Raw genomic sequence first — 19,150 nt, 5'->3', positions numbered from 1 at the left:
GTGGTTCACCGTACGCGACCGCACTGACACCGACCAGGGTCGTCGGGTCACTCGACGGACCTTGGGGTTAAGGTCTGATCCACAGACACAGGAGGCACTCGGTTGTTGTACGGCGCGATGAAGGTCACCATCGGGGGTTCGTTGAAGCTCGTCTTCAGGCCCTGGGTGGAGGGCCTGGAGAACATTCCCGCCGAGGGCCCCGCGATCCTCGCGAGCAATCACCTCTCGTTCTCGGACTCCTTCTTCCTGCCCGCGGTGCTCGACCGCAAGGTGACGTTCATCGCGAAGGCCGAGTACTTCACCACCCCCGGGGTCAAGGGACGGTTGACGGCGGCCTTCTTCAAGGGCGTCGGCCAGCTGCCCGTGGACCGCTCCGGAGCACGCGGTGCGGGTGAGGCCGCCATCAGGAGCGGCATCGAGGTGATCGAAAGCGGCGAGCTGTTCGGGATCTACCCCGAGGGCACCCGCTCGCCCGACGGCCGTCTCTACCGCGGCAAGCCCGGCGGCCTCGCGCGCGTGGCACTCGCCACCGGCGCCCCGGTGATCCCCGTCGCCATGATCGACACCGAGAAGATCCAGCCACCCGGCCAGGTCATGCCGAAGGTCATGCGCCCCGGCATCCGCATCGGCGAGCCGCTGGACTTCAGCCGCTACCACGGTATGGAGCACGACCGGTTCGTGCTGCGCGCGGTGACCGACGAGGTCATGTACGAGATCATGAAGCTCTCCGGCCAGGAGTACGTCGACATGTACGCGACCGCCGCCAAGCGGCAGATCGCGGATGCGGCCAAGGCCGAGAAGGAAGCGGCCAAGGAGGCCGCGAAGGCCGCCAGAAGCGGCGACTAGCGGGGATTTCCGGGGGTTCGGGGGGATGGGCCGGTGGCCAAACGCGTAAGGGTCATGAGGATGTCGGTCGAGCTGCCGCTGTGGCGTGCGCTCACCGCCTACCGCGTGCTGACCATGCTGTACGCGGTCGGCCTGTTCGCCACCGCGTACGAGGAGTTCACCCGCCCCTGGCTCGCCGTCGGCTACTACGCCGTGCTCGTCGTGTGGACGCTCGCCACCCTGCCGCGTGTGCAGAACGCGGCGGCCTGCACCCGGCGGTTCCTCGCCGTGGACCTCACGATCGCCCTCGGCGGCATCCTGCTCACCCCGCTCGCCGACACCTCCCAGCGGATCGCGGACGGCGGCCCGACACTGCCGTCCATCTGGACCGCCGGGTCGGTGCTCGCCTTCGCGGTCAAGGGCGGCTGGCGCTGGGCGGCCGGCGCCTCCACGGCCGTCGCCGTCGCCAACCTCGTCGAGCGCGGCCACCCGGCCCGCGACACCGTCCACAACGTCATCCTCGTCTGGGTCGCCGCCATCGCCATCGGCTACGTCGTCGAGGTCGCCCGCGCCTCCGAGCGCACCCTCGCCCGCGCCCTGGAGATCGAGGCCGCCACCCGGGAACGGGAGCGGCTCGCCCGGGACATCCACGACAGCGTGCTCCAGGTGCTGGCGATGGTGCAGCGGCGCGGTGCCGTCATCGGCGGCGAGGCCGCCGAGCTGGGCCGGATGGCCGGGGAGCAGGAGGTCGCGCTGCGCACCCTGGTCTCCGGCGGCCTGGTGCCGGTCTCCCGGGTGTCGGAGGACGCCGCCGACGGGGCCCTCGTACGGGCCGTGGAGGAGCCGGACGACGACGGGCCGGTGGACGTGCGCGCCCTGCTCGCGCCGTTCGCCTCCGCCCGGGTCAGTCTCGCCGAGCCCGGCGCGCCCGTGCCGATGCCGCCCGACGCGGCCCGCGAACTGGCGGCGGCGGTCGGGGCGGCCCTGGACAACGTCCGGGTGCACGCGGGGGAGGACGCCCGCGCCTGGATCCTGGTCGAGGACTGGCCGGACGAGGTGATCGTCACCGTACGGGACGACGGTCCGGGCATCCCCGAGGGCCGGCTCGCCCAGGCCGAGGGCGAGGGACGGATGGGCGTGGCCCTGTCCATCAGGGGACGGCTGCGCGATCTCGGCGGCACCGCCGAGCTGATCTCGGTCCCGGGCCAGGGCGCGGAGGTCGAGCTGAAGGTACCGAAGGTCTCCCGGGGGAAGGCGGAGAAGCGATGAGTGAACAGGCCCCGATCAGGGTCATGGTGGTCGACGACCACCCCATGTGGCGCGACGCGGTCGCCCGGGACCTGGCCGAGTCCGGCCTCGACGTGGTCGCCACCGCCGGCGACGGGGAACAGGCCGTCCGCCGCGCCAAGGCCGCCGCGCCCGACGTGCTCGTCCTCGACCTCAACCTGCCCGTCAAGCCCGGCGTCCAGGTCTGCAAGGAACTCGTCGGCCACAACCCCGCCCTGCGCGTCCTGGTGCTGTCCGCCAGCGGCGAGCACGCCGACGTGCTGGAGGCGGTGAAGTCCGGCGCGACCGGCTATCTGCTGAAGTCGGCCTCCACCGGGGAGCTCCTGGACGCGGTACGCCGGACCGCCGTCGGCGACCCGGTGTTCACGCCGGGCCTGGCCGGCCTGGTCCTCGGCGAGTACCGCCGGCTGGCCTCCGAACCGGCCCCGGCGGCGGGGACCGGGGACGACGAGGGCGCGCCCCGGCTCACCGACCGCGAGACCGAGGTACTGCGCCTGGTCGCCAAGGGCCTGAGCTACAAGCAGATCGCCGAGCGCCTGGTCATCTCCCACCGCACGGTCCAGAACCACGTCCAGAACACCCTCGGCAAGCTCCAGCTGCACAACCGCGTCGAGCTGGTCCGCTACGCCATAGAGCGGGGTCTCGACGACGAGTGAGCCCGGCGCCGCCGAGGTTCACCGGACATGCCCGGTCCAGACCGTGTCGAAGTGACCCGGGCCACGGTCAGCTCCTTGTCTGGGTCACAGGTACACGCCCCGGCGCGCGCGTCCGGCCTGCGCCGGTTCGGCACGGGCGGACTCGGGAACCGCGGCGAGCGTGCGTGCCGCGGCGTCGCGAGGCCGCGGAGATCCATCAGAAGGGCCCTGCACCTTCACCGGTTTCCGGGACGGCCGGCGCGGCCCCTGGAGGGCGCCACGGTCCGGCTGGACATCCCGGGGTGCGCGGCATCCCGCCGCGTGGCGGCACCGTCCTCGGCTCCTCGCGCACCAACCCGCTCCGCGAGGAGAACGGTGTGCGCCGGATCAAGGTCGACCCCGCCCTCTACGAGGAGGTCGGCGTCTTCTTCGGCCAGGCCCCCGCAGGACGTGCCGTGACCGGCGGGCTTTTCGACCGCGCCGTCGTCGTGGCCGTTCGCGCAGTTCCCCGCGCCCCTGGGGGGCGGTGCCGTGGTCGGTGGGCTTTTTGACCGCGGCGCTGTCGTGGCCGTTCGCGCAGTTCCCCGCGCCCCTGACGGGGCGCGACGAAGAGGGCGCCTTTAAGGGGCGCGGGGAACTGCGCGACCAGCCACAGACGACCCGCACACGGCGTCACGCAAGGAGAACCCATAGGGGCGTGGGGCTGTATCCGTGTGCGGCTCCGCCGCGTGGGCGCGAACGGCCCCCACAAACCCGCACGGATATATTCAACAGGTACCACTCAAATCCCGGCCAACCCCCGGAGGGACCCCGTGGAGATTCTCGCGTTCGGCGTCCAGGCCGACGAGAAGCCCCTCATCGAGCACGCCTTCAAGGGCCACCACGAGGTCCGCTGCCTGGACGTCTTCCTCAACGAGGACACCGCCCCCATCGCCGCCGGCTACGAGGTCATCTCCACCAGCGTCAACGCCGACCTCGGCCCCCGCGTGCTCCAGGCCCTCGCCGCGGGCGGCACCCGGCTGATCGCCCAGCGCTCCACCGGCTTCAACAACATCGACCTGGCCGTAGCCGAACGCCTCGGCATGACCGTGGCGAGGGTGTCGTACTACTCGCCCTACTCCGTCGCCGAGTTCGCCTGGACCCTCGCGATGGCCGTCAACCGCCGCGTCGTACGCGCCTCCATCCGCACCCGCGACTTCGACTTCCGCCTCGACGGCCTGATGGGCCGCGACATGCACGGCCGCACCGCCGGCGTCCTCGGCACCGGCAAGATCGGCGAGGCCTTCGCCCGGATCGCCCACGGCTTCGGCATGCGCCTGCTCGGCTGGGACGTCGCCGAGAACCCCGAGTGCATGCAGCTCGGCATGCGCTACGTCCCCAAGGAACAGCTCCTGGCCGAGTCCGACCTGGTCACCCTGCACGTGCCGCTGATGCCGGAGACCCTGCACCTGATCGACGCCGCCGCGCTCAGGGCGATGAAGGACGACGCGATCCTGGTCAACTCCAGCCGCGGCGGCCTGATCGACAGCGCCGCCCTCGTCACGGAACTGCGCGCGGGCCGCTTCACGGGCGTCGGCCTCGACGTCTACGAGGCCGAGGCGGGCCTGTTCTTCCTCGACAAGTCGCTGGAGGCCGTCGAGGACGACACCCTGGCCCGCCTCGTCACGTTCCCGAACGTCCTGGTGACGTCCCATCAGGCGTACTACACCGAGGACGCCGTCGGCCAGATCATCGACGCCACGGTGAAGAACGTCCTCGACTACAGCGCGGGCCGCCGCTCGGAGAACGTGCTCGTGCCCCGCACCTGACCCAGCAGCTCCCGCACCACCGCGGCCCCGTTCAGCGTCAGCACCGACTCCGGATGGAACTGCACCGAGGCGAAGCCCGGACCGCGCAGCGCGTGCACCTCACCGTTCGCGGCCCGGCTCACCTCGACGTCGTGGGCGGCCAGTCCGACCGCCGCCTCGTCGTCGCAGCGGGCCACGAAGCTGTTGTAGAACCCGACGGTCTCGGGCCGCCCGAACAGATCGACCACGGTCTGCGCCCCCTGATACGGCACGTCCTTGCGGACGATGTCCAGCCCCAGCTCGACCGCGATCAGCTCGTGGCCGAGGCAGACGCCGAGCACCGCGTGGGCGTGGCCGCGGAGCACGTCCGCCGTGAGCCGGCGCAGGAACCGCATCTTCGGGTCGTCGAGGTCGCGGGGGTCGCCCGGGCCGGGGCCCAGCACCACCGGACCCTCGTGCGCGAGCACCGCCGCCCGCAGGCCCGGCTCGTCGTAGCGCCGCACGGTCACCTCCAGACCGCCGGAGCGCAGCACGTGCGCGAGCATCGCGGTGAAGGTGTCCTCGCCGTCCACCACCAGCGCGTGCCCGGACAGCTCCGCCGACCGCTCCTGCATCCGCAGCCAGAACGGCGCCAGCCCGGCCCGCCGCCCGTCCAGCGCCGCCCGCACCCGGGGATCGTCCGCCAGCCGCGGCAGCGAGCCCCCGGCCCCGGGCCGAAACGGCCGTACGCCGAGGGCCGCGAGCACCCCGGCCGCCTTCGCGTGGGTCTCGGCGACCTCGCTCGCCGGGTCGGAACCACGCACCAGCGTGGCGCCGACGGGAACCCGCAGCCGGCCGTCGGCGGAGATGTCCGCGGTGCGGATGAGGATGGGGGAGTCCAGCGTCTGGGCGCCGCCGGAGTCCCGGCCGAGCAGGGCCAGGGCACCGGCGTAGTAGCCGCGCCCGCGACCGTCGTGCCCGACGGGCTCGTAGCGCTCGATGACCCGGCAGGCGTTCTGCACGGGCGAGCCGGTGACGGTCGCCGCGAACATGGTCTCCCTCAGCACTTCCCGCACGTCCAGCGACGACCTCCCGCGCAGCTCGTACTCGGTGTGCGCGAGATGGGCCATCTCCTTCAGCCGCGGGCCGACCACGACCCCGCCCATGTCGCCGACCGTGCACATCATCTTGAGCTCCTCGTCGACGACCATCGACAGCTCCTCGATCTCCTTGCCGTCGGCGAGGAAGTCGAGCAGATGCTCCGGCGTCGGGCCGCCGGCCGGGTAGCGGTAGGTGCCGCTGATCGGGTTCATCACCACCGTTCCGCCGGACATCCGGACATGCACCTCGGGGCTCGCCCCGACCAGGGTCCGCTCCCCGGTGTGCACCACGAACGTCCAGTACGCGCCCCGCTCGCCCGCCAGCAGCCGCCGGAACAGGGCGAGGGCGTCCGCCCGGGAGAAACCGGGGATCCCGCCCTCGTAGGTCCGCCGGATGACGAAGTTCGCGCCCTCGCCCCGGCCGATCTCCTCCCGCAGCACCTGACCGACGATCTCGCCGTACGCCTCGTCGTCCACGTCGAAGCCGCCCCCGCGCACCTCGACCTCGTGCGCCGGGAGCTGGGCGAGGGCCTCCTGGAGGGTGAGCGTGTGCGACTCCTCGGGGACGAGCACCGACAGCGGGGTGCCGTCGTCGCGGACGTCGAAGCCGCGCTCGCGGATCTGCCGGAACGGGATCAGCGCCAGCCCCTCGTCGGGGAGGTCGGCGAGCCGCTCACAGGAGGCGACCGGACCGAGCAGCACCTCGACGGTGTTCTCGTCGTGCCCCGGCGTGCGGCGGCGCAGCAGGGCGAAGGGGCGGGGGTCGTCGAGCAGGTCGAGCAGATGCATGGTCCGTGTCCTTCTCGTGGGAGCGCTTGTGGCTCACTCGGAGCGCACTGGGAAGTCACTCAGGAGGAACGGACCCCGGAAACGCCGAAGGCCGCCCCTCGGCGGCCTTCGCGAAGTCTTGCGTACGCGCAGTCAGTGGGCCGCCGGATGAGCGGTCCACCACCAGTTCTGGTCGGAATGCGCGAACATGCCGGGAACCCTACCGCATGCCCCGGGGGTCCGGCGGAAGCCCAGTCCACGGAATGTAGCGGGTGTCTCACTTGATGGTCATGGCCCGGAGGCGCCGATCCGACCCCGTAGTGTTGACGTCGTGACCGTGAACGCTGATTCCCAAGCCGTCGCTGCTCAAGCGAGCTGGCGAGACCTGCCCGCGGCGCAGCAGCCCGAATACCCCGACACTGAGGCTCTGCGCACGGTGATCGCCGAGCTGGAGTCGTATCCACCGCTGGTCTTCGCCGGCGAGTGCGACCAACTGCGTGCCCGTATGGCGGCCGTCGCCAAGGGGGAGGCGTTCCTCCTCCAGGGCGGCGACTGCGCCGAGGCCTTCGACGCGGTCGGTGCCGAGCACATCCGGGCCAAGCTCAAGACGCTGCTCCAGATGGGCGCCGTCCTGACGTACGCGGCCTCGGTGCCGGTGGTGAAGGTCGGCCGTATCGCCGGCCAGTACTCCAAGCCGCGCTCCAAGCCGACCGAGACCCGCGACGGGGTGACGCTCCCGACCTACCGGGGCGACTCCGTCAACGGCTTCGCCTTCACCGAGGCCTCCCGGGTGCCGGACCCGGAGCGGCTGAAGCGGATGTACCACGCGTCCGCCTCGACGCTGAACCTGGTGCGCGCCTTCACCACCGGCGGTTACGCCGACCTGCGCCAGGTGCACGCCTGGAACCAGGACTTCGTGAAGTCCTCGCCCTCCGGCCAGCGCTACGAGCAGCTCGCCCGCGAGATCGACAACGCGCTGAACTTCATGCACGCCTGCGGGGCCGACCCGGAGGAGTTCAAGACCGTCGAGTTCTTCTCCTCGCACGAGGCGCTGCTGCTCGACTACGAGTCCGCGCTCACCCGTGTCGACTCCCGCACCGGCCAGCTCTACGACGTCTCCGGGCACATGGTGTGGATCGGCGAGCGCACCCGGCAGCTGGACCACGCGCACATCGAGTTCGCCTCGAAGATCCGCAACCCGATCGGCATCAAGCTCGGCCCGAGCACGACGGCCGAGGAGGCGCTGCAGTACATCGAGCGCCTGGACCCGGACCGCGAGCCGGGCCGGCTGACCTTCATCGTCCGGATGGGCGCCGACAAGGTCCGCGACAAGCTGCCCGAGCTGATCGAGAAGGTCACCGCCTCCGGTGCCACCGTGGCCTGGGTGACCGACCCGATGCACGGCAACACCTTCGAGGCCGCCTCCGGCCACAAGACCCGCCGCTTCGACGACGTGCTCGACGAGGTCAAGGGCTTCTTCGAGGTCCACAAGGGGCTGGGCACCCACCCGGGCGGCATCCACGTCGAGCTCACCGGTGACGACGTCACCGAGTGCGTGGGCGGCGGCGACGAGATCTTCGTCGACGATCTGCACCAGCGCTACGAGACGGCCTGCGACCCCCGGCTGAACCGCAGCCAGTCCCTCGACCTGGCCTTCCTCGTCGCGGAGATGTACCGGGACCAGTGACGGACCAGCCGGTCACCGGCTGTTTTCGGCCATGAAGTGGGGCGCGGATCACATACGATCCGCGCCCCACTGCTCTTTTGCCGTTCCGGGCCGCCGGGTAAGGTTAGGTTAGCCTCACCGATCATCGGGACACTCGGTACGTCGGGGTGGCACGATCCATCCGACCCCGGCGGGAGGTGAACCGCGTGTACGTCTGCAGCTGCTTCGGTGTGACAGAGGCGCAGGTCAGGAAGCATGCGGAGGACGGCGCCTGCACGCCGCGGCAGATCGCCTCCGCCTGCAAGGCCGGCACCGACTGCGGTTCCTGTGTCCGTCGCATCCAGGCGCTGCTCGGCCGTGGCGCGTGCCCGCGCCGTGAGCTCGCCGACGAGGGCAAGCCGGTGCTCGCGGGGCTGGACGCCTCGGAACCCGCCCTCGAGGAAGCCGCCTAGTTCCGGCCAGACGCCCGGCCCTCCGGCCGCCGGCCCGCCCGCTCCTAGCCCTCCGGCTGCTCGATGAGCTGCGCGAGGTACAGGGCCTCACCGAGCTTGTCGAGCAGTTCGAGCTGGGTGTCGAGGTAGTCGATGTGGTGCTCCTCGTCCTCCAGGATCGACTCGAAGATGTTCGCCGAGGTGATGTCGCCCTTCTCGCGCATCACCTTGATGCCCCGCTTCAGCCGGTCGATCGCCTCCACCTCGATCTGCCGGTCCGCCTCGAACATCTCCTTGACCGACTGGCCGACCCGGACGTGGAAGAGCCGCTGGTAGTTCGGCAGGCCGTCCAGGAACAGGATGCGGTCGGTGAGCACCTCGGCGTGCTTCATCTCGTCGAAGGACTCGTGCCGGGTGTACTTCGCGAGCTTCGTCCAGCCGAAGTTCTCCTGCATCTTCGCGTGCAGGAAGTACTGGTTGATCGCGGTCAGCTCACCGGTCAGCTGCTCGTTGAGGAATTCGAGGACCTCGGCGTCGCCGTTCATCGCAGCGGTTCCTTCCACAGGGGGATCGGGAGGTTGCCGCCGCATGATTGCACCGGCCGAGGAAGATCGTCCAGTAAGTGCGTACTTAGTAAGTAAGGGCATGCTTGGTGGCAGTTGTACGGTTTCGGGCCTGCGTGGTCATGTGCACCGTCCGGGGTCTGTCAGGATGGAGCCATGGGTCATCCGGTGGAGCGCGAATCTGGAGAAGCAGCACCGACCGAGCTTCCGCCGGGCCAGCGACTGCAGCGGGGCTGGCCGGTCACGCACTACGGACCCGTACCCAAGTTCCGCCCCGAGCGCTGGGAGTTCAGGGTCTTCGGGGCCACCGCCGACGGTGAGAAGCACTGCTGGAACCACGAGGAGTTCACGGCCCTGCCGTACACCTCCGTCGTGGCCGATCTGCACTGCGTCACGAAGTTCAGCATGGTCGGCGCGGAGTGGGGCGGCATCCCCGCCCGGACCGTCCTGGAGATCGCGCCGCCCGCCTCCGATGTCACCCATGTGATGGTGTGGGCGGAGTACGGCTTCAGCTCCAATCTGCGGCTGGCGGACTTCGCCTCCGAGCGTGCGATCTTCGCGACCCACAAGGACGGCGAACTCCTCACCGCCGAGCACGGCTTCCCGCTGCGTCTGATCGTCCCGCATCTGTACGCCTGGAAGGGGCCCAAATGGGTCCGGGGCGTGGAGTACATGACCGCCGACCGCCGCGGCTTCTGGGAGGAGCGCGGCTATCACAACCTCGGCGACCCCTGGAAGGAACAGCGCTACTCCTACCAGGAGGGGCCCGGCGACGGCCCCGAGCTGTAGGGCTTCGCCGGCACGCACGGCACGCACGAGAAGGGACCCGGGGATGATCCCCGGGTCCCTTCCTCCTGCCGTCCGTCGCCCGGCTTCGCAGGTCAGTGGTGGTACTGGTGCACCACCGCGTGGCCCTTGCCGCGGCCGATCATCCACTTGTTGACAGGCGTGGTGATGATGAAGGCGGCCACCAGGGCGATGGCCAGCACCCACCAGAACTTCGCGTCGTCGAGATGCGCGTCCATGGCGCCCGGCCAGAGGGCGAGCACGCTGTTGTCGATCAGCTCCATCACGGCGATCGAGATCGTGTCGGCGGCCAGCGCGACCTTGACCGCGGCCTTCAGGTCGACCCCCGCCTTCAGGACGCCCCACAGGGTGAGCGAGTAGCCGAAGAGGAACGCCAGGGCGATCGCCAGGGTCATCGTCTGCATGTTGCCCCAGCCCAGCGCGGTGCCGATGATCATGCCCAGCACCTCGCCGATGGCGCACCCGGTGAGGCAGTGCAGCGTCGCCTTCGCGGCCATCGACCAGCTGGTCCCGCCGCCGTGATGGTGGGCGTGGTGGCCGGTGTGGTCCTGGTGGCCCGTGTGGGCAGTGTGGCCGGCGTGGGCCGCGTCATCGCCGTGGTGTGCCGGGTGACTGCCGTGGTAGTGGCCTTCGTGGCCCTGGTCCTCGTGCTCCCGTGCGGTGTGCGTCTCGTGTTCCATGACTGCCCCCATAGCCGGACAACGGTTCCTGCGCTGTCGCAAGAACCGTATACCCCCTAGGGGTATTCCCGCCAGGGGTTATCCGTCGCGAAGCTTCTTCAGCCGCTCCACGTCGCCCGCGTGGCCCTCTTTCCCGCCGGGCGTCTCGATGATCAGCGGCACGCCCTCGGTCGCCGGGTGGGTCATCAGCGCGCGGAAGGGGTCCTCCCCGATGTGCCCGGCGCCGATGTTGGCGTGCCGGTCGCGGTGCGCGCCCACCCCGGCCTCGGAGTCGTTGGCGTGGATCAGCTTCAGCCGGCCCTCCCCGACCGTGTCCACCAGCTGATCCAGGGTCTGGTGCATGCCGTTCGGCCCGGTCAGGTCGTGCCCGGCGGCGAAGACATGGCAGGTGTCCAGGCAGACCCCCAGCTTCGGGTGGGCGTCCAGCGCCTCGAAGTACGGGCCGAAGTCCCAGGTGCGTGAGCAGAGCGAGAAGCCCTGGCCGGCCGTGGACTCCAGCAGCAGGAACGGGTCGTCGTCATGGGTCAGCTCGTCCAGCAGCGGCAGCATCCGCTCGCGCACCTGCCTCAGCGCCACCGCGCGCTCCCGGCCCCCGGTCGCGCTGCCGGTGTGCACGACCACGCCGAGCGCGCCGATCTCCCGGGCCCGCCGCAGCGAGTGCCGCAGCGAGGTGACCGAACGCTCGACGGTCGCCTCGGTGTGGGAGCCGAAGTTGATCAGATACGGGGCGTGCACGTACGCCGGGATCGACTCCTCGGCGCACGCGGCCCGGAACGCCTCGTCCTCCCCGGGGTTCCCCGCCGGGGTCGCCCAGCCACGCGGGTTGGCGACGAAGACCTGCACGGTCTCGGCCCCGAGCTCACGGGCGTAGGCCAGGCCCACGGTGCTCAGGCCGCCGGCGACGGGCACATGACCGCCGACGGGGTTGCGGGACGGACCGGGGGCCGGGCCGGAAGGGCCATGGGGCTGCTGCTCACTGCTCACCCGCTCAGGGTGCCATGGCGCCGGGGCCCGCCGGTCAGCCGATGTCGAGCGTGATCGTCGAACCCTTGGGGGCGAGCTCGCCGCCCGGCACCGACTGGCCCTCGACCGAGTCACCGAACAGGTCCAGCAGCCCGCGGTCCTCCTTGACCTCGAAGCCGGCCCCCTCCAGCTTCTCCCGGGCCTCGTCCACGCTGTCGCCGACCACGTCCGGAACCTCGACCATGACCGGGCCCTTGGACAGGGTCAGCGTCACGGTGTCGCCCTCGGCGGCCTCACCGCCCGAGTCCGGCGACTGGAGGGCGACCTGGCCCTTCTCGTGCTCGGAGTTGATCTGCGCGGAGGCCACCTCGACCTTCAGGCCCGCCTCCAGCAGCTCCGCGCGGGCGTCGGCCAGGTCCTCGCCGACCACGTCCGGGACGTCGACCGGGCCGCCCTTGCTGACGACGATCGCGATCGCCGTCCCCGCGCGCAGTTCGACGCCGCCCTCCGGGTCGGTGCGGAGCACCTCGCCCCGGGGCACCTCGTCGCTGAACTCGCGTGTGACCATGCCGGGTTCGAGGCCCTCGTTCTTCAGGGTCCGCTTGGCGTCGGCCACCTTCTCGCCGCGCAGCGCGGGCACCCGCACGGTCTCGGGGCCCCGGGAGACGGTGAGCGTCACCGAGTCGTTGTCCCGGATACGGGCGCCCGGCGCCGGGTCCGTGCCGATCACCAGGCCGCGCCGGACGGTGTCGCTGTAGGCCTGCCTGACCTCGCCGACCTCGAGCCCCGCGTCGGACAGCCGCGCCCGGGCCTGCTCCTCGGTCTTCGCCAGCACCGGCGGGACCTGGGTGAACTGGCCGGAGTTGATGTACCAGACGCCCGCGACCAGGCCCAGCACCACCAGCAGGGCCGCGACGAGGGAGACCACTCCGCGCCGGGGCAGCGGGCGGCGGCGCGGCGGCAGCGGGGCGGGACTGGCCAGCCGGCTGGTGTGGTGCCGCTCCTCCTCGTTCACCGGCAGCGGGCGGGGGACCGTCAGCGAGCGCGGGATCACGCTCGTGCGGTCCTCCGCGTTCCCGTGCTCCGTGCTGAGCGCCTGCGGCGGCACCGCGTCCAGCTGCTCGTCGCTCAGCGCGGCCCGCGCCTCGCGCAGCCGCGCCAGCAGCGCCACCGCGTCGTACGGCCGGATCCCCGGGGTCCGCGCGGTCGCCGCGGCGACCAGTTCGTCCAGCTCGTACGCCAGCCCCGGCACGGAAGCGGACGGCGGCGGAACGTCCTCGTGGACATGCTTGTAGAGGATCTGCGCGGGGGAGTCGCCGTGGTGCGGCTTGCCGCCGGTGAGCATCTCGTAGAGCATCACCCCGCACGCGTACACGTCCACGCGCGGGTCGGCGGTGCCGTGCTCGATCTGCTCGGGCGCGAGATACGCGACGGTCCCGAGGACCGTCCCGGTGGTGCTGGTGACGGTGTCCACCGACCGTACGAGCCCGAAGTCGGCGACCTTGACCCGGCCGTCGTCCCCTATGAGCACGTTCTCCGGCTTCATGTCCCGGTGTACGAACCCGGCCCGGTGCGCGCCCCCCAGCGCGGCCAGCATCGGCTCCAGGATGTCCAGGGCGGCCCGCGGCTGGAGCGCGCCGCGCTCGCGCAGCACGTCCCGCAGGGTGCAGCCCGCGATGTACTCCATCGCGAGATAGACGTACGACCCGTCGGCGCCCTGGTCGAACACCTGCACGACGTTGGGGTGTGCGAGCCGGGCCACGGACTTCGCCTCGCGGATGAACCGCTCCACGAACGACCCGTCCGCCGCCAGCGTCGGGTGCATCACCTTCAGCGCGAGCACGCGGTCGAGGCGGGTGTCCACGGCCCGGTAGACCGTGGCCATCCCGCCGACCGCGATCCGCGCCTCGACGCGATAACGCCCGTCGAGCACCTGCCCGACCAGAGGGTCCTGAAGGGTCGTGTCCACGCAGCGAGTCTACGAGCCACCACCGACACCCCCACCGCCCGCACGGGATAGCACCAAGACTGCAGCCGACCTGTGACCGTGTGCCGCCGCGGGCGGGCGTCCTCCGCTTCCGCCGTGGGCGGGCGTTCCGCACTCGGGCCCCGAGCGCGCGTCGGCCGCCGCCCGCCACCGCCCCACCGCCGTGGGCGGGCGTTCCGCAAGGGGCGGAACGGGTGGGCACGGCCACCAACGCCCAGCACCTGGCGGGAGACAGTCCGAAGGCGCCCCTCAGAAGGCGACCGCCAGAAGAGGCACCCCTCAGAAAGCAGGCCGCTCAGGATCCAACCGCGCCAAGCCCTCCGCAGGAGAAGACGCCTCGGCGAAGTGCCGCTTGGGAATCCGCCCCGCCCGCAGGGCGAACCGCCCCGCCTCCACCCCCGCCTTCATCGCGGCAGCCATCAGCACAGGCTCCTGCGCCCGGGTCACCGCGGACGCCAGCATCACCCCCGCACACCCCAGCTCCATCGCCAGCGCCACGTCCGACGCCGTACCGGCACCCGCGTCCAGGATCACCGGCACGCGCGCGTGCTCCACGATCAGCTGGAAGTTGTGCGGGTTCCGGATCCCCAGCCCCGACCCGATCGGCGATCCGAGCGGCATGACCGCCGCACAGCCCACGTCCTCCAGCTTCCGCGCGAGAACGGGGTCGTCGTTGGTGTACGGCAGCACGGTGAAACCGTCCTCCACCAGTGTCTCCGCGGCGTCCAGCAGCTCGACCGGGTCCGGCAGCAGCGTGCGCTCGTCGGCGATGACCTCCAGCTTGACCAGGTCCGTGCCGAGCGCCTCCCGGGCCAGCCGGGCGGTCAGCACGGCCTCGCCCGCGGTGAAGCAGCCCGCCGTGTTCGGCAGCACGCGGATGCCCAGCCGCCGCAGCACCGACAGCACCGAGCCCTGCACCGACGGGTCGACCCGGCGCATCGCGACGGTCGTCAGCTCCGTCCCGGACGCCAGCAGCGCCCGCTCCAGCACCTCCAGGCTGGGCGCGCCCCCGGTCCCCATGATCAGCCGGGAGCCGTACGTCGTACCGCCGAGGACGAAAGGATCGTCGGCCATGGTCAGCCTCCCTGTACGGCGGTGAGGACCTCGACACGGTCGCCCTCGGCGAGTGCGGTGGCGGACCACTGCGCCCGCGGGACGACGGTCTCGTTGAGGGCCGCGGCCACCCCGGAGGGGGCCGCGGTGAGGGACGTCACGAGCGTGTCGAGAGCCGTGCCGGGCTCGATCCGCCTGCGCTCGCCGTTGACCGAGATGTTCATACGGGCTGCTCCGAGAGTGCGAATCGCTTCGGGGTGAACGGGCGTGCCTCGTCCGGCAGTTCCCCGGTGGCCAGGGCATGCGCCAGGGCGTCGCCGGTGACAGGCGTGAGGAGGACGCCGTTGCGGTAGTGGCCGGTGGCCAGCAGCAGGCCGTCCAGCGCGGTCGGGCCGAGCAGCGGCGCGTTGTCGGGGGAGCCGGGGCGCAGCCCGGCGCGGGTCTCCGTGAGCGGCAGCTCGGTGATGCCGGGCACCAGTTCGTGGGCGTCGCGCAGCAGCTCGTACACGCCGCCCGCGGTGACCGTGGTGTCCCAGCCCAGCTCCTCGCTGGTGGCACCGACGACCAGTTCGCCGTTCTCGCGCGGGACGAGGTAGACGTGGCTGCCGCGCACCACCGCGCGGACGGTCCGGTCGAGGAAGGGCGCGTACCGCTTCGGCACGGTCAGCCGCAGCACCTGCCCCTTCACCGGCCGTACCGGCGGCAGCAGATCGTCGGGCACCCCCGCCAGCTGCCCGCTGCGGCTGCCCGCGGCGAGTACGACCTGTCCGGCGCCCAGCAGGACACCCGAGCGCGTGAGGACGCCGGCCGCGCGCCCGCGCTCCACCACGAGCCGCTCGGCCCACTCCCGGTCGAAGCGCACCCCGGCCCGCTCGCAGGCCGTCACCAGCGCCGCGGCCAGCCGCCGAGGGTCGATCTGGTGGTCCCCGTCGACCCGCAGACCGCCGCGCACCCCCGGCGCCAGCATCGGCTCCAGGCGCCGGCACTCGCGCCCCGACAGCCACTGCGAGTCCAGCCCCGACTGCTGCTGGAGGACGTGCAGTTCACGCAGATGGGCCCGGTCGTCGGCGTCCAGCGCCACGGCCAGCGTGCCGCACTGCCGGTAGCCGAGGTCGTGCCCGGTGAGGTCGGTGAGCTCGGAGGCGAACTCCGGATAGCGGCGCGCCGAGGCGAGGTTGAGGCCGAGCAGGGTCTGCTCGCCGTAGTGCAGTTCGGTGACGGCGGCCAGCATCCCGGCCGCCACCTGCGCGGCTCCGCCGCCCGGCCCGGGGTCCACGACGGCCGTGGCGAAACCGCGCTGCGCGGCCCGCCAGGCCGTGACCAGACCGATGATGCCGCCCCCGACCACGAGGACGTCTGACGTACGCGACATGGGCGTCCAGCCCCTCCCTTCGCCGGCATGACCCGGATCAGGTTCGTACGGTCGGAGGCCGCCCGCCTCCCTCTCAGCCCGGTGCGCCGGGCTCCCGCGAGTGCTTTACGTTGGGCCCACCCTAGCCGTTGGTCCGGCGCGTCTGTAAGGGAGCCTTCGCCCATGCCCGGTTCGCTCGACGGTCTGACACTCGCCCCGCTCTCCGACCAGGCAGCGGGACAGGTCGGGACCCGCACCCGGTTCGCGTACCACGAGAAGGACGGGGAGATCTGGGCCGAGTACGCCGGTGGCGATGTCGTACGCGGGCGTCTCGTGGGTACCCGGGAGGGGGACCGGCTCGACTTCCGGTACGTCCAGCTCGGGCGGGACGGCACCACCGCGTCCGGGCACTGCGTGTCGCTGGTGGTGGAACTGGCCGACGGGCGGATCAGGCTGGAGGAGACCTGGGAGTGGGAGTCGCGGCCGGGCAGCGGTACGAGCGTTGTGGAGCAGGTCACGGAACACGGCCCCTGACTGACGGATTGTCAGTTGTCTATGGTGATCAGGTGAGCGAGCAGACGCAGGGAAGAGGAGTGTCCGCGAGACGGAGGGTCGTCGTCGTGGGCGCGGGAATGGCCGGTGTCCAGACCGCGGTCGCGCTGCGCGAACAGGGCCACCCCGGCGCGGTCGTGCTGATCGGCGCCGAGCCCCATCAGCCCTACGACCGGCCGCCGCTCTCCAAGGCCGTGCTGCTCGGCACCGCCGAGGGCTCCGCGTTCGACGTCGACTTCGAGGCCCTCGACATCGAGCTGCACCTCGGCCGCGAGGTCCTCGGGGTGCGCCCGGACGACCACGAGCTGGACACCGCCGAGGGCCCGGTGCCGTACGACGTGCTGGTGCTGGCCACCGGCGCCGAGCCGGTCCGGCTGCCCGGCACGGAGGGGGTCCGGGGCGTGCATCTGCTGCGCACCCTGGACGACGCCGAGCGGCTGCGGCCCGTGCTGGCCCGCCAGCACGACATCGTGGTCGTCGGCGCGGGCTGGATCGGCGCCGAGTTCGCCACCGCCGCGCGCGAGGCGGGCTGCGCGGTGACCGTCGTGGAGGCCGCCGACCGGCCGCTGGCCGGGGCGCTGCCCGCCGAGGTCGCCGCGCCGATGACCGCCTGGTACACCGACAGCGGCGCCGAACTGCGCACCCACGCGCGCGTGCGGCACGTCGAGCCCGGCGAGGTCGTCCTCGACGACGGCACCCGGCTGGCCGCCGGAGCGGTCGTCGTCGGCATCGGCGCCCGGCCCGCCACCGCGTGGCTCAAGGGTTCCGGCATCGAGCTGGGCGAGCACGGGGAGGTCGTCGCCGACGCCCATCTGCGCACCTCCGCCCCGGACGTCTACGCCGTCGGCGACTGCGCCTCCTTCCCGTCCGGGCGCTACGGCGAGCGGCTGCTGGTCCACCACTGGGACAACGCCCTCCAGGGCCCGCGCACGGTCGCCGAGAACATCATCGGCGCCCGTACCGGTGAGGCCCCCGCTGTGTACGACCCGGTGCCCTACTTCTGGTCCGAGCAGTTCGGCCGCTTCGTCCAGTTCGCCGGCCACCACTCCGCCGCCGACACCCTCCTGTGGCGCGGCGACCCGTCCGGCCCGGCCTGGTCCGTCTGCTGGCTCCGCGACAACCGCCTCACCGCCCTCCTCGCGGTGGGCCGCCCCCGAGACCTCGCCCAGGCCCGCAAACTCATCGAAGCCGGCACCCGAATGACCCCCTCCCTCCTGGAAGACCCCTCCCGCCCGTTGAAGGCAGCAACGGCAACCCCCTGAACCCACACCCCTCCGACGCCCGAGAGGAAGCACCCCATAGGGGCGCGGGGAACTGCGCGACAAGCCACAACGAACCCGCACCCAAGAGCCGACCCCAAAAAGGGGCGCGGGGAACTGCGCAAAAGCACCACCGCCCCCCACCCCCCGACCGACACTCACTCCTACGCCCCATCGCCGCCCCACCAGCGGAGCGCCTACGCTGGGGAGCGTGACCGAGATTGACACCAAGACCGACGCTCTCGTCCCCGCCTGGCTCACCCTCCCCGACATCGCCGAAATGCTCGACATCGAGGTGACGCGCGTGCGGCAGCTGGTCAAGGAAGGCCAGCTCATCGCCGTACGCCGAGGTGAGAACCGGGCCCTGCACGTCCCCGCCGCGTTCATCGACGGGGACAAGGTCGTCAAGGGCCTCGCCGGCACCCTGACGCTCCTGCGGGACGACGGCTTCACCGACGAAGAGATGCTGGAGTGGCTTTTCACGCCCGACGACAGCCTGCCCGGCACCCCCGCCCAGGCCCTCAGCGAGAATCGCGGCACGGAGGTGAAGCGCCGCGCCCAGGCGCTCGCCGTCTGACCTGATCAGCACCGGCGTACGGGCCGGGGCCCGCGCCCCGGCCCGTACGCATCCGACGACGGGGGGACACCCATGCCCGCGACCGCACGCGCCCAGCTCGCCGACGCCCGGCTCTACCTCTGCACGGACGCCCGCAGACGCCAGGGCGACCTGCCCGAGTTCCTGGACGCGGTCCTCGCGGGCGGGGTCGACATCGTGCAGCTGCGCGACAAGGGCATGGAGGCCGGCGAGGAGCTGGAGCACCTGAAGGTCTTCGCCGACGCCTGCGCCCGGCACGGCAAGCTCCTCGCGGTCAACGACCGCGCGGACGTCGCCCACGCCGCCGGCGCCGACGTCCTGCACCTCGGCCAGGGCGACCTCCCGGTCCCCGCGGCCCGCGCGATCCTCGGCGAGGACGTCCTGGTGGGCCGCTCCACGCACAGCGAGGCGGAGGCCGCCGCGGCCGCCGTCCAGGAGGGCGTGGACTACTTCTGCACCGGCCCCTGCTGGCCCACCCCCACCAAGCCGGGCCGGCACGCCCCCGGCCTGGACCTCGTGCGCCACACCGCCGCCCTCGGCACCGACCGCCCCTGGTTCGCCATCGGCGGCATCGACCTCGGCAACCTCGACGAGGTGCTCGACGCGGGTGCCCGCCGGGTGGTGGTCGTCCGGGCGCTCACCGAGGCCGACGACCCGGCGGCGGCCGCCGCGGAGCTCGCGAAGCGGCTACGCGCCGCATAGGCGGGGGCGATCTTCGAGCGTCGCTCCACTGGTCGTATAGCGAGACGCCTGCCGGTGCGGATCGGGTCAATTCGGACGGGCTCTGTCCACCCTCTGGACAAGAGTCGGGCAATTCGGGCAAATTTCCGGGATGTGGTTGGGGGACCGGCGGCCCCTGGCT

At 71.9% G+C, this 19,150-nt stretch carries 20 protein-coding genes, 1 pseudogene and 1 riboswitch; of the genes and pseudogenes, 12 read left to right on the top strand and 9 right to left on the bottom strand.

The window, feature by feature from the left end:
- Positions 1-105: 105 nt before the first annotated feature.
- From ACFYR0_RS20510 to ACFYR0_RS20490, 5 genes and pseudogenes are all read left to right on the top strand, one after another.
- Entirely contained in the window at positions 106-846 is a 741-nt protein-coding gene (locus ACFYR0_RS20510; protein ID WP_389329810.1) for a lysophospholipid acyltransferase family protein, read from the top strand.
- Positions 847-879: 33 nt separating this feature from the next.
- Positions 880-2,094 carry a MacS family sensor histidine kinase gene (gene macS / locus ACFYR0_RS20505; protein WP_389329690.1) on the top strand — a complete coding sequence of 405 codons (1,215 nt, stop codon included), beginning with the start codon at positions 880-882 and terminating at the stop codon, positions 2,092-2,094.
- Complete coding sequence (locus ACFYR0_RS20500; RefSeq protein WP_389329687.1) at positions 2,091-2,768, top strand: response regulator; 678 nt, start codon at positions 2,091-2,093, stop codon at positions 2,766-2,768. Before macS ends, ACFYR0_RS20500 begins: the two co-directional genes overlap by 4 nt.
- Positions 2,769-2,982: 214 nt before the next feature.
- Positions 2,983-3,160, top strand: a pseudogene (locus tag ACFYR0_RS20495) (6-phosphofructokinase); the annotation flags it as partial.
- A gap of 399 nt (positions 3,161-3,559) precedes the next feature.
- Positions 3,560-4,555, top strand: coding sequence for a 2-hydroxyacid dehydrogenase (locus tag ACFYR0_RS20490; RefSeq protein WP_389329684.1), 996 nt, complete (start codon positions 3,560-3,562; stop codon positions 4,553-4,555).
- On the opposite strand, the gene ACFYR0_RS20485 is transcribed toward ACFYR0_RS20490, so the two are convergent.
- Together ACFYR0_RS20485 and ACFYR0_RS20480 are read right to left on the bottom strand one after the other, a co-directional pair.
- Complete coding sequence (locus ACFYR0_RS20485) at positions 4,507-6,402, bottom strand: anthranilate synthase family protein (protein ID WP_389329681.1); 1,896 nt, start codon at positions 6,400-6,402, stop codon at positions 4,507-4,509. The genes ACFYR0_RS20490 and ACFYR0_RS20485 overlap by 49 nt on opposite strands.
- Before the next feature lie 132 nt (positions 6,403-6,534).
- Positions 6,535-6,591, bottom strand: a complete 57-nt coding sequence (locus ACFYR0_RS20480) for a trp operon leader peptide (RefSeq protein WP_356689156.1) — start codon at positions 6,589-6,591, stop codon at positions 6,535-6,537.
- A 121-nt stretch (positions 6,592-6,712) separates the two neighbouring features.
- Between ACFYR0_RS20480 and ACFYR0_RS20475 the strand changes: the two genes are divergently transcribed.
- Entirely contained in the window at positions 6,713-8,068 is a 1,356-nt protein-coding gene (locus ACFYR0_RS20475) for a class II 3-deoxy-7-phosphoheptulonate synthase (protein WP_389329678.1), read from the top strand.
- Positions 8,069-8,244: 176 nt separating this feature from the next.
- Positions 8,245-8,499, top strand: a complete 255-nt coding sequence (locus ACFYR0_RS20470) for a bacterioferritin-associated ferredoxin (RefSeq protein ID WP_386384867.1) — start codon at positions 8,245-8,247, stop codon at positions 8,497-8,499.
- A 44-nt stretch (positions 8,500-8,543) separates the two neighbouring features.
- On the opposite strand, the gene bfr is transcribed toward ACFYR0_RS20470, so the two are convergent.
- Positions 8,544-9,023, bottom strand: a complete 480-nt coding sequence (gene bfr / locus ACFYR0_RS20465; protein WP_386384817.1) for a bacterioferritin — start codon at positions 9,021-9,023, stop codon at positions 8,544-8,546.
- A 174-nt stretch (positions 9,024-9,197) separates the two neighbouring features.
- Between bfr and ACFYR0_RS20460 the strand changes: the two genes are divergently transcribed.
- Positions 9,198-9,830: a sulfite oxidase-like oxidoreductase gene (locus ACFYR0_RS20460; protein WP_389329674.1), complete on the top strand. Its 633-nt coding sequence runs from the start codon at positions 9,198-9,200 to the stop codon at positions 9,828-9,830.
- 92 nt (positions 9,831-9,922) lie between these two features.
- On the opposite strand, the gene ACFYR0_RS20455 is transcribed toward ACFYR0_RS20460, so the two are convergent.
- The 6 genes from ACFYR0_RS20455 to thiO form a co-directional block, all read right to left on the bottom strand.
- Positions 9,923-10,528, bottom strand: a complete 606-nt coding sequence (locus tag ACFYR0_RS20455; RefSeq protein WP_389329671.1) for a DUF4396 domain-containing protein — start codon at positions 10,526-10,528, stop codon at positions 9,923-9,925.
- A 78-nt stretch (positions 10,529-10,606) separates the two neighbouring features.
- On the bottom strand, positions 10,607-11,512 hold the full coding sequence (locus ACFYR0_RS20450; RefSeq protein WP_389329668.1) for a deoxyribonuclease IV: 906 nt from the start codon (positions 11,510-11,512) through the stop codon (positions 10,607-10,609).
- A gap of 34 nt (positions 11,513-11,546) precedes the next feature.
- Positions 11,547-13,460, bottom strand: a complete 1,914-nt coding sequence (gene pknB, locus ACFYR0_RS20445) for a Stk1 family PASTA domain-containing Ser/Thr kinase (RefSeq protein WP_389329665.1) — start codon at positions 13,458-13,460, stop codon at positions 11,547-11,549.
- A gap of 297 nt (positions 13,461-13,757) precedes the next feature.
- Positions 13,758-14,552: a thiazole synthase gene (locus tag ACFYR0_RS20440; protein WP_389329662.1), complete on the bottom strand. Its 795-nt coding sequence runs from the start codon at positions 14,550-14,552 to the stop codon at positions 13,758-13,760.
- A gap of 2 nt (positions 14,553-14,554) precedes the next feature.
- Complete coding sequence (thiS, locus tag ACFYR0_RS20435) at positions 14,555-14,755, bottom strand: sulfur carrier protein ThiS (RefSeq protein ID WP_386384830.1); 201 nt, start codon at positions 14,753-14,755, stop codon at positions 14,555-14,557.
- Positions 14,752-15,903 (bottom strand): glycine oxidase ThiO, encoded by a 1,152-nt coding sequence (thiO, locus tag ACFYR0_RS20430; RefSeq protein ID WP_389329659.1) that lies wholly within the window; start codon positions 15,901-15,903, stop codon positions 14,752-14,754. Before thiO ends, thiS begins: the two co-directional genes overlap by 4 nt.
- Positions 15,901-16,011: riboswitch (TPP riboswitch) on the bottom strand. Its footprint overlaps the gene before it by 3 nt.
- 54 nt (positions 16,012-16,065) lie before the next feature.
- On the opposite strand from thiO, the gene ACFYR0_RS20425 reads away from it, so the two are divergent.
- The 4 genes from ACFYR0_RS20425 to thiE all read left to right on the top strand — a co-directional run bounded on the left by ACFYR0_RS20425 (position 16,066) and on the right by thiE (position 18,990).
- Positions 16,066-16,416 (top strand): hypothetical protein, encoded by a 351-nt coding sequence (locus ACFYR0_RS20425; protein ID WP_389329656.1) that lies wholly within the window; start codon positions 16,066-16,068, stop codon positions 16,414-16,416.
- A gap of 32 nt (positions 16,417-16,448) precedes the next feature.
- Entirely contained in the window at positions 16,449-17,696 is a 1,248-nt protein-coding gene (locus tag ACFYR0_RS20420) for an NAD(P)/FAD-dependent oxidoreductase (protein WP_389329653.1), read from the top strand.
- 208 nt (positions 17,697-17,904) lie between these two features.
- Entirely contained in the window at positions 17,905-18,270 is a 366-nt protein-coding gene (locus ACFYR0_RS20415; RefSeq protein ID WP_386384839.1) for an Rv2175c family DNA-binding protein, read from the top strand.
- A 72-nt stretch (positions 18,271-18,342) separates the two neighbouring features.
- A complete protein-coding gene (gene thiE, locus ACFYR0_RS20410; RefSeq protein ID WP_389329650.1) occupies positions 18,343-18,990 on the top strand; it encodes a thiamine phosphate synthase in 648 nt (215 codons plus the stop codon).
- The last annotated feature ends 160 nt before the right edge of the window (positions 18,991-19,150 follow it).

This window comes from Streptomyces sp. NPDC005017 (assembly GCF_042873115.1).
In the GTDB taxonomy this organism is placed as follows: Bacteria; Actinomycetota; Actinomycetes; order Streptomycetales; family Streptomycetaceae; genus Streptomyces.
The sequence above is the reverse complement of the archived record's forward strand: the minus strand, read 5'-3'. Positions and strand labels throughout refer to the sequence as shown.

What these genes read in the sequence shown, in the direction of transcription:
- ACFYR0_RS20500 (WP_389329687.1), top strand. Translation starts at nt 2,091, where the DNA reads ATGAGTGAACAGGCCCCGATCAGGGTCATGGTGGTCGACGACCACCCC.
- ACFYR0_RS20485 (WP_389329681.1), bottom strand. Translation starts at nt 6,402, where the DNA reads ATGCATCTGCTCGACCTGCTCGACGACCCCCGCCCCTTCGCCCTGCTG.
- bfr (WP_386384817.1), bottom strand. Translation starts at nt 9,023, where the DNA reads ATGAACGGCGACGCCGAGGTCCTCGAATTCCTCAACGAGCAGCTGACC.
- ACFYR0_RS20460 (WP_389329674.1), top strand. Translation starts at nt 9,198, where the DNA reads ATGGGTCATCCGGTGGAGCGCGAATCTGGAGAAGCAGCACCGACCGAG.
- ACFYR0_RS20455 (WP_389329671.1), bottom strand. Translation starts at nt 10,528, where the DNA reads ATGGAACACGAGACGCACACCGCACGGGAGCACGAGGACCAGGGCCAC.
- ACFYR0_RS20440 (WP_389329662.1), bottom strand. Translation starts at nt 14,552, where the DNA reads ATGGCCGACGATCCTTTCGTCCTCGGCGGTACGACGTACGGCTCCCGG.
- thiS (WP_386384830.1), bottom strand. Translation starts at nt 14,755, where the DNA reads ATGAACATCTCGGTCAACGGCGAGCGCAGGCGGATCGAGCCCGGCACG.
- thiO (WP_389329659.1), bottom strand. Translation starts at nt 15,903, where the DNA reads ATGTCGCGTACGTCAGACGTCCTCGTGGTCGGGGGCGGCATCATCGGT.
- ACFYR0_RS20425 (WP_389329656.1), top strand. Translation starts at nt 16,066, where the DNA reads ATGCCCGGTTCGCTCGACGGTCTGACACTCGCCCCGCTCTCCGACCAG.
- thiE (WP_389329650.1), top strand. Translation starts at nt 18,343, where the DNA reads ATGCCCGCGACCGCACGCGCCCAGCTCGCCGACGCCCGGCTCTACCTC.